General features: G+C 53.9%; 4 protein-coding genes. 2 read left to right on the top strand and 2 right to left on the bottom strand.

Going from position 1 to position 7949, the window contains the following annotated elements; all coding sequences use genetic code 11:
- The coding region (locus QOR60_RS06745) for a mucin-binding protein (protein ID WP_283582604.1) at positions 1-4180 on the bottom strand (4180 nt) is incomplete at its 3' end.
- Positions 4181-4469: 289 nt separating this feature from the next.
- On the opposite strand from QOR60_RS06745, the gene QOR60_RS06740 reads away from it, so the two are divergent.
- A complete protein-coding gene (locus QOR60_RS06740; protein ID WP_283582603.1) occupies positions 4470-5054 on the top strand; it encodes a sugar O-acetyltransferase in 585 nt (194 codons plus the stop codon).
- Positions 5055-5165: 111 nt separating this feature from the next.
- On the top strand, positions 5166-5870 hold the full coding sequence (locus QOR60_RS06735) for an LPXTG cell wall anchor domain-containing protein (protein ID WP_283582602.1): 705 nt from the start codon (positions 5166-5168) through the stop codon (positions 5868-5870).
- A 124-nt stretch (positions 5871-5994) separates the two neighbouring features.
- Here the strand turns inward: QOR60_RS06735 and QOR60_RS06730 are convergent, their stop codons facing one another.
- A complete protein-coding gene (locus tag QOR60_RS06730; RefSeq protein ID WP_283582601.1) occupies positions 5995-7779 on the bottom strand; it encodes an LPXTG cell wall anchor domain-containing protein in 1785 nt (594 codons plus the stop codon).
- Between the last annotated feature and the right edge of the window lie 170 nt (positions 7780-7949).

Here is a 7949-nt window from a genome sequence, read left to right as displayed (position 1 = left end):
TCCCCGTTGTCGCGTCCACGTATGTCACCGTGGCGCTTTCCTTATTCGCCGTGTACGTGACATTCACCGTACTGTCAGTAGAATCAGCCGTCACATTCGTATTAGCGCTCACCGTAGCCGGGTTCGCCGTGTACCCCGGGATGGTTGGGGACTGCACGGCCGGGAAGCCCTTATCCGTGGTTGTCCAGTCGGAATACGAAATCACCTGGTGCGTAACCATGTCGACTGTAGCCGTCCGGTTAAACGTGACCGTCTCCGTAACCGGGTTAGCAGCCTGCTTGCCCGTTCCCGCGTACGTGTACGTGATCGTCTCCGTGACCGTCTTCGTTAGGTCGGCCACCTTATCCGGGTTATTCGTCGCCGTATCCGTCCGCGTGTTATGGGCGAAGACAATCTTATACACCGGTACCGTCCCGTCCTGGGTAAAGGTGACCCCAGCCTGCGGGAAATCGTCGGACACAATCTTAAACCCACTTTCGATGTACTGTTCCATCTTCGGGGCAGGGTTGTAGTTGCTTCGCGTACCATATAACCCCGTCGAGTAATCAGTCAACATCACCTGATCAGTCGTCTGGTCGATGTACTGAATTTCAATCTTTTCTTGATTTTGCGTATACGTAATTTGCTGATTAACGTCCTTTGGCGTTGACGTTGCCGTCGGGGCGTTTACCGTCACGGCGGTACTTTCAGCAGCCGTTGGCGTATAACCCGTCACCTTTGGCGAAGCCACCGGCGCAAACGTCTGCGATGCAGGGGTCCAGTCTCCCGTCGTTACGACACCCGTCACGGCGTTCGTCTTAGTCGGCTGGGTGAACGTAATCGTTGCGGTGTGCGGTGAAGCCACCTGATTCCCGTTCTGATCAACGTAGGTAATCGTCTGCGTAACCGTCTTAGTGTTCTGCCCGTCAACAATCCGTTCCTTCATGTGAACGGTGTAAGTTGATGAACTGTCACCAAACACAAACCCACTTGACGGGAATCCGTCAGACACCAGGTCATACCCGGCAGCCTCCAGCTTCTTAATGTTGTCAGCCGTCGAGTAGTTTGAGTGCGTCCCGTACCCGCCGGTCAAGTTAATAACCGTAATTACCTTTCCCGTCGTGTCGTCAACGTACTGGACCGAGACCGTTTCCTGAATCGGCGTGTAGATAACCGTCTTAACGATGTTCGACGTATCCCCGGTAACGTTAATGGCATCAACGACTGACTGGCTAGCGTTGTACCCCTTAATCTGCGGACTCGTTACTGCCGGGAACTGTCCACCAGACGGACTCCATGCCCCGTACGTTGTTTGACCGGTAACGTTATCCTTCGTCGTTGACCGCGTAAAGGTTAACGTCTTCGTGTACGGATCCGCCGCCTGCGTTCCGTTTTGGAACTGGTAGTTAATCGTTTCGGAGACACTTTGCTCTTCCTTCCCCTGAGTGTACGTATGCTCAAACGTAATCGTGTACGTTTGGTCACTGGTAAACGTTAAGTTTGCTGCACTCGGATCAGGTAAATTATTTCCAACAAGCTTGTACCCCTGCTTCTCCAACGCCGCAATTTCCGCCTGGGTCGTGTTCGGCGTCGTAGAATCGTACGTTCCACTGTACGTATCAGTGTGGATTAACTTCCCGTTTTCGGTCTGGTCGACATAGTTAATCGTAATCGTGTCCTGCACCGGCGTGTACACGATCGTCCGTGAAATGTTAGCCGTCGTTGCCGTCACGTTGTCAATCTCAGCAACTGATTCCGGTGTCGGCGTGTACCCCGTAATCTGCGGGGCCGTCACTGCCGGAAAAGACGTTCCGTCCGTGGTCGTCCACGGGCCGTACGTTCCGTCCGCGTTCTGCGTCCGTGTAAACGTTTTCGTCACCGTCGTCGGCGCCAGTAAAGCCGTTCCACTGGTATTCACGTAGTTAATCGTTTCCGTCACGGTCGTCTTAGTCGGCGACTGCGGCTTCTGCGTTCCGGCGTTCTTATCGTAAATGACCGTCGTGATAACGTTTGTACTGTTATCAGTGACCTGAATAACCGGGGTTTCCGCCATGTTTGGCGTGTACCCCTTAATCTGCGGTGATTTAACGGATGGGAACTCCGGGTTATCCTTCGTTGACCAGTCCGTGTACGTGATTGCACCCGTAACGTTGTCTCGCGTAGCTCCACGGGTGTAGGTAATACTCTGCACAACGTCCGGTTCTGCAGTGCTCCCATTGGGATAAATGTAGTGGATGGTATGCGTAATTACCTTGACACATCCCTTGGCTCCGGCTGGCAGCTTGGTGTGCGTATGCGTCAGGTCAACTTCGTAGCTCTGGTTATCACTGTCCGTAAACGTCAACCCACCACTCGGGATCGTGTCCAACGCCACGTTGTACCCGCGATTGATGTACTTCTGGATAACGCTCTGGTAGTCAAAGTCCGGGGAAGTTCCGTAGTCCCCCTCAAAACTCTTTTGTAACAGCACCTTCCCTTCGTCCATGTCGACGAAGGTGACCGTAATCTGTTCCTTGTTAGCAACGTAAACAACCGTCTGGACGTTGTCCGGACTGTCCGCCGTGATGCCCGTTACCACCGTGCTTGACGTTGGGCTGGCCGTGTACCCGGTCAGTTTCGGGGACTGAACCGCCGGGAAGGTCGTCTGGTCCGTCGTAGTCCAATCGCCGAACGTCTGCTGCCCGGTAACTTCGTCGGTCGTGACCGTCCGCGTGAAGGTAATCTTAGTAACCTTCGGCGCAAAGGCCCGCTTCCCGTTACTGTACTGGTAGTTAATCGTCTGGGTAACAACCTTCGTCTGGGTTGACGTGGCCATCTTGTGCTTTAAAACAACCCGGAACGGCTTGGTTGCATACGTTGATTCAATGTACACCCCGTTAGCCGGCCAGTTGTTTGACACAATCTCGTATCCCGGCAGGTTCTTATCAACGTAGTCCTGCACGTTAAACGTAACCGTCGTGTGGTATCCTCCGGTAACCGGGACTTCCTTGATAATCTGGTTCCCGTTCTGGTCGATAAAGTCGATGTGCAGCGTCTCCTGGTCAGGAGCGTACAGGTAAACAATCGTCTGGGCGTTAGTCGTAACCTTCCCGTCCGGGTTAGCCGGCGCCTTCACCAGGTGGTAACCAATGAATGTCCGGTTAAATGTTAGGTACGTGTCACCAATGTGTGGCGTCGCGTCACGTGCGCCTACGGGCGTCTTGTAGTATGCAGTCCCCTTGGCCAGGGTCTTCCCGTCCGTTGACATGTACTTAACCTTTACGGCGCCCCCTACTTGCCGTGGAACCTGTTGGAATACCAGCGTAACGTAGGTCCACCAGAAACCACCAATATCGAAGGCGTACGAACTATTCGGGTCCACGTAGTCATACTTGTATCCGTTTTCTTCTAGCGCATCGACAATCGGCGTTACCTGGCTGTCAACGTAGTCGGCGCCGGCGTTGGAATACCCCTGCACGTCGTAAATGGGGTTCCCGTTTTCGTCCATGAAGTAGATCGTCCATGAACCGTAGTGACCGAACCCATCAAGGATTCCACGGGCTTCCTTCCCCTGCACGCCCGTTGCAGCCGCCTGCTGGTTAGCCGCGGCGTCGGTCTGCTCGGTCCGGTTAGTTGCAACCGGCACCTTGCCGAGCTGCTGCATGGCCTGCTTGTGCATGGCCGCTGCCATTGCCGGCGTCACCTGCACCGGCTTAGTTGCCTGGGCCTGCTTGTCCGGTAACTGAGCGGTCGGCGTTGAACTTGACGATGCCGCCGGGTTGTCCAGGCTGGCAGCCGAACTCGTCTGCTGGGACGTTGCCTGAGTCTGCTTATTCGGTTGAGCTGACTTTTGCGAAGACTGGCTTGCGCTTGAAGCCGCAGAACTCTGCCGGGACGGCTGTGTCTTAGTAGAAGCCGCACTACTCCCAGCTACCCGGGTCGTCTTTGCTGCAGCCGAAGAGCTGCCCTGCGTTTGGGGCGCACTTGTCCCCCGTAGTGCAAGCTGCTGGCTCGCCGTGTTACTCTGGCTGCTTGCAACCCGCACAACGTTGGCGTTTGATGCGGGGTTCACCGGCGTACTATCGGCATGGGCCGGAGCAGCAGCGCCGCTCATTAACAGTTCAAAACCGCACAGTGTCATCAGCGCGCTCACCCAATGGGAACCCGCCTTGTACATCTTGACGCGTGTCTTCCTTTCTCCAAAGTATGATTTTTGTTTCATTTTCAATCCCTCTCCTAGGTAAAATTTAGTCTCTTATATTCGTTAGGTATTATAGCATATCCCGCGTCATTTCCCCGTTTGCGCCCGGTTTTCTATATATTTCCTTTAGACTTATAGCCCGGACGTCACACTTTGGTAACAAAGTGGGATATGTTTTTTTTTTTTTTCTTTAACACTTTAACCAACGAGTTATTATAGCCTTTTTCGCAGGAAAATTAAAGCAAGACCCTATGCCACTTCCTTGAAGTATGGTACGTTGAGAGTAGCTGTTTTTTTAGGAGGGAAAACCATGAATATTGACCGGGTTCGCCAGCTTATGACCCACGAACAACCGTACGATGATAACGACGCGGACATTGTTGCCGTCCGTGACCACGCTTACCGGGTCTGCCGGCAGTTTAACCGGGAGGTCCTGCTTCACGATACATACCACTTCGACCTCCTTGCCGACCTCTTCCACCACGCCGGGGAGGACCTGTTTATCGAGCCGACGTTTATGTGCGAGGTGGGCTGCAACATTTCGGTCGGCGACCACCTCTTCGTCAACCACGACGCGATCTTTATGGACGGCGGGGTGATTGACATTGGAAATAACGTCGAAATCGGCCCGAAGGTGGGAATCTACACGATTAACCACTCGGAAAATCCCGCCGAGCATAACCGCGAAATTCTGCGGGCCCGGCCGGTAACAATCGGTGACGGCGTGTGGATTGGCGGAAGTGCCACCATTCTCGGCGGAGTCACTATCGGAGACCACGCCGTTATCGGGGCGGGAAGTGTCGTTACCCACGACGTGCCCGCCCACACCGTCGTGGCGGGAAATCCCGCCCGGGTAATTCGCCCCACCCACGAACAACCGTGGCTGCAAGGGTAATGGGCGTCACCATTACCCCCAGCGTTGATTCCCCGGTTAAAATTTAATTTGTCAAACCGGAAGGAATTCAATACAATAGAAAGAGACTGGTTATGGTAAAGGAGAACTAATATGAAAACGCAACTTTGGCACTGTGCCCTCGTTGGAGCGGTTACCCTGACGGTAGCTCTGGGAAGTAGTGCAACGGCTACGGCCGCCACGGCCCAACCCGTTTCAACGACCAGCACGGTGGTTAAACAACGGCCAATAGAACGGCGGGGCTTCTCCCCGTTTTCTGGTATTTTTGGGTTTAGCCACACATCTATCCCGGAAAATAACCCCCTGGTCAGTTCGACCCTGCCGAAAGCGGATGACGGTCCGGTCCCGACGGTCACTCCCGAGACTACGAACGCAAAGAAGCAGGACTCAACGACGGATGCTTCCACCGATTCGACGACCATCCCGACAGCCGACAGCAGTTCCGTCACAACGGGAACCGGTGCGGCCGCCTCGAGCGGAAGCGGATCAACGACCGGGTCATCCAATGTCCAGTACATCTCATCATCAACGACGAGTTACGACTTTACGACCCCGGCAGCATCAACGGTTGACGAGACCAAGGCTAGCCAGATTTCGGGACTAAAGGCTGTTAAGGACAAGCACGCGAAGAAGAACCACCTGTCCAGTGAAAGCAACCAATCCTCCTCCCAGAAGGACAAGAAGAAAAAGAAGCTCCCGGTAACGGGGGATACTTCTACGGCCTGGCTTATTATTCCGGGACTGTTCAGTCTACTGGCAGCGGCCGGCGTTGTTAACAAGCATACGGCTAACAAATAAACAAGAATTACACATTACTCCAGAGGAGGCCGGGATTTCCGTCCCGGCCTCCTTCTTCACGGCAAAAAAGGGCACCGCCTTCACTCCGGAGACGGTGCCTTTACAGTATTACTAACCTTATTTTCTAATGATGGTGCCGTACTAAAATGAACCCTGCACCCGCAAGGACAATCATCCCGGCAACCACCAGCCCGCTGGCAACCATATCACCAGTATCCGGCAAGCCCTTCATCCGCTGAAGGTGCTTGCTTGTGCTCTTGGCGGCCTGCTGAGCGCCGGAACGGTTCTCCGTCCGCTGCGTGCTTGTTGCGCTGGAAGACGTAGTCTGAACCGGAGTGACCGGCACAAAGCTCCGCACTGAACTACTACTCTTTTCACTCTTCACCACGCTGGAGCTGGAAGAGACCGTAACTTCCGTGGAGGAGCTACTTGACGAACTAGACGACGTAGAGGACGCCTTCACGCTCTTTAATGACCGGGAGCCCTTAGAAGAAGTCGTGCTGGATGACGGCGTTACCACCTTCGTGCTTGAACTGGAAGACTTGCTCTTCGATGAACTGGAACTCAGTACCTTTGTTGAGCTGGAACTCTTGGAAGAACTAATCACCCTTGATGAGCTCGAACTAGAGGAAGATTTTACAACCTTAGACGAACTGGAGCTCGACTGCGAAGATGAACTTGATGAGCTGGATTTCTTGGATGAACTCGATGAGCTAGACATCTTGGATGAGCTCGATGAACTGACCGCTTTCTTCTGATCCGGCACGGTAATATTTACCGCCGTGGTCGAGTCCGGCACGGTGACCGGGTACAGCTGGTTGTTAATCTCATACCCGGATGGCGCCGCAATCTCCTTCACGACGTAGTCCCCGGAATTAAGGTTACCAAAGTGCGCCTCCCCGTCTGCTCCGGTCGTCTCTTCACCAACAATCTGGTGATCCTTCGTAAACAAACCGAACTTCGCGCCGGCAAGCGGCTTCTTGGTGGTGGCATCCTCCTTCAAGACGGTGACCCCCCCCTCGTCAAAGGTAACGTTTCCCTTCAGTTCTCCCGGAAGGGTCGCTGAGTCCGTTCCGGTCTGGCTGAGGTTGGCCGCTGAGATGGTGGCCTTGTTTTCGTAGTTAGCTTCATCCTTGTTCGTAATCTTCACTTCGTATGAAACGTGGATTGCTAAGTTCGTGCTTGGAACGCTAATAGTAATCTGGGAACCGTTCGTGGTGACCTGTGGGTTAGGGGCGGAGATAGCGCCCGTAAAGGTCCCGTTGTCGTAGTACCCTTCCTGTACCTTCACTGACCCCTGCACGAGTTCCATTCCCGGTCCCATGTTGTCGGTAATGACCGGGTCCTTTAGGTTGGCGTTGTGCAAGTTAGCGACGATGTCCCAGTGGATCAGGTTGTTGTCATCCTTGTCGTACCAACCAACCTTGTTAATCGCCGTTGCAAGCGTCGCCGGATTGGTATCACCACTCGGGTGGTTCCCGTTGCCGGTCGACGGCGCATTGGAGTTATCCGTAGTCGTTGTGGTCGTACCAATCACCCCGACACTCAGCGTAATCTGCCGGTTTAACTTCCCGTGGAGGTCATTGTTAAACGTAATCGTCCCGGTTTGAGAACCAGGCTGAATCGTCGCCGTCCCCGCCACGTTCCCGTTTTGGTCGTACACATTGCAAGTCTGCGTGTTCGCAATTTGGACGTCACTCGGCAGGGTGAACGTTGCGGTATCGCCGTTGTTAATCTGGGTAGAGTCCGCAATACTTCCACGGTACTTAACGGTGTACGCCCGGAAGCGGCTCAGGTCGGTTTGCCCCGTCACGTTCTTCCCGTTGGCATCGTAGACGGTGGCGTCACCCGCGCCTAGCCCGCTAACGCTGACAGTACTGGCCGTGACCCCCCCCCCATGTGGTGACAAGCGTTGCTAAGAAAAGGAGGGCTGTAGCCAAGTGAAGTGCCCTACAATTGTTAGACAAAGAACTAATGATTGTGAGGCACTTTTTGTATGGTTAAATATAATCCCGAATTAAAGGCGCAGATTGTTCATGAATATCTTTCAACTACGCAAAGTACCAATGATTTAAGTAA

Source organism: Ligilactobacillus hohenheimensis (assembly GCF_947381805.1).
In the GTDB taxonomy this organism is placed as follows: Bacteria; Bacillota; Bacilli; order Lactobacillales; family Lactobacillaceae; genus Ligilactobacillus; species Ligilactobacillus hohenheimensis.
Note: the sequence above shows the minus strand (reverse complement) of the source record. Positions and strands in the feature narration are given on the sequence as shown.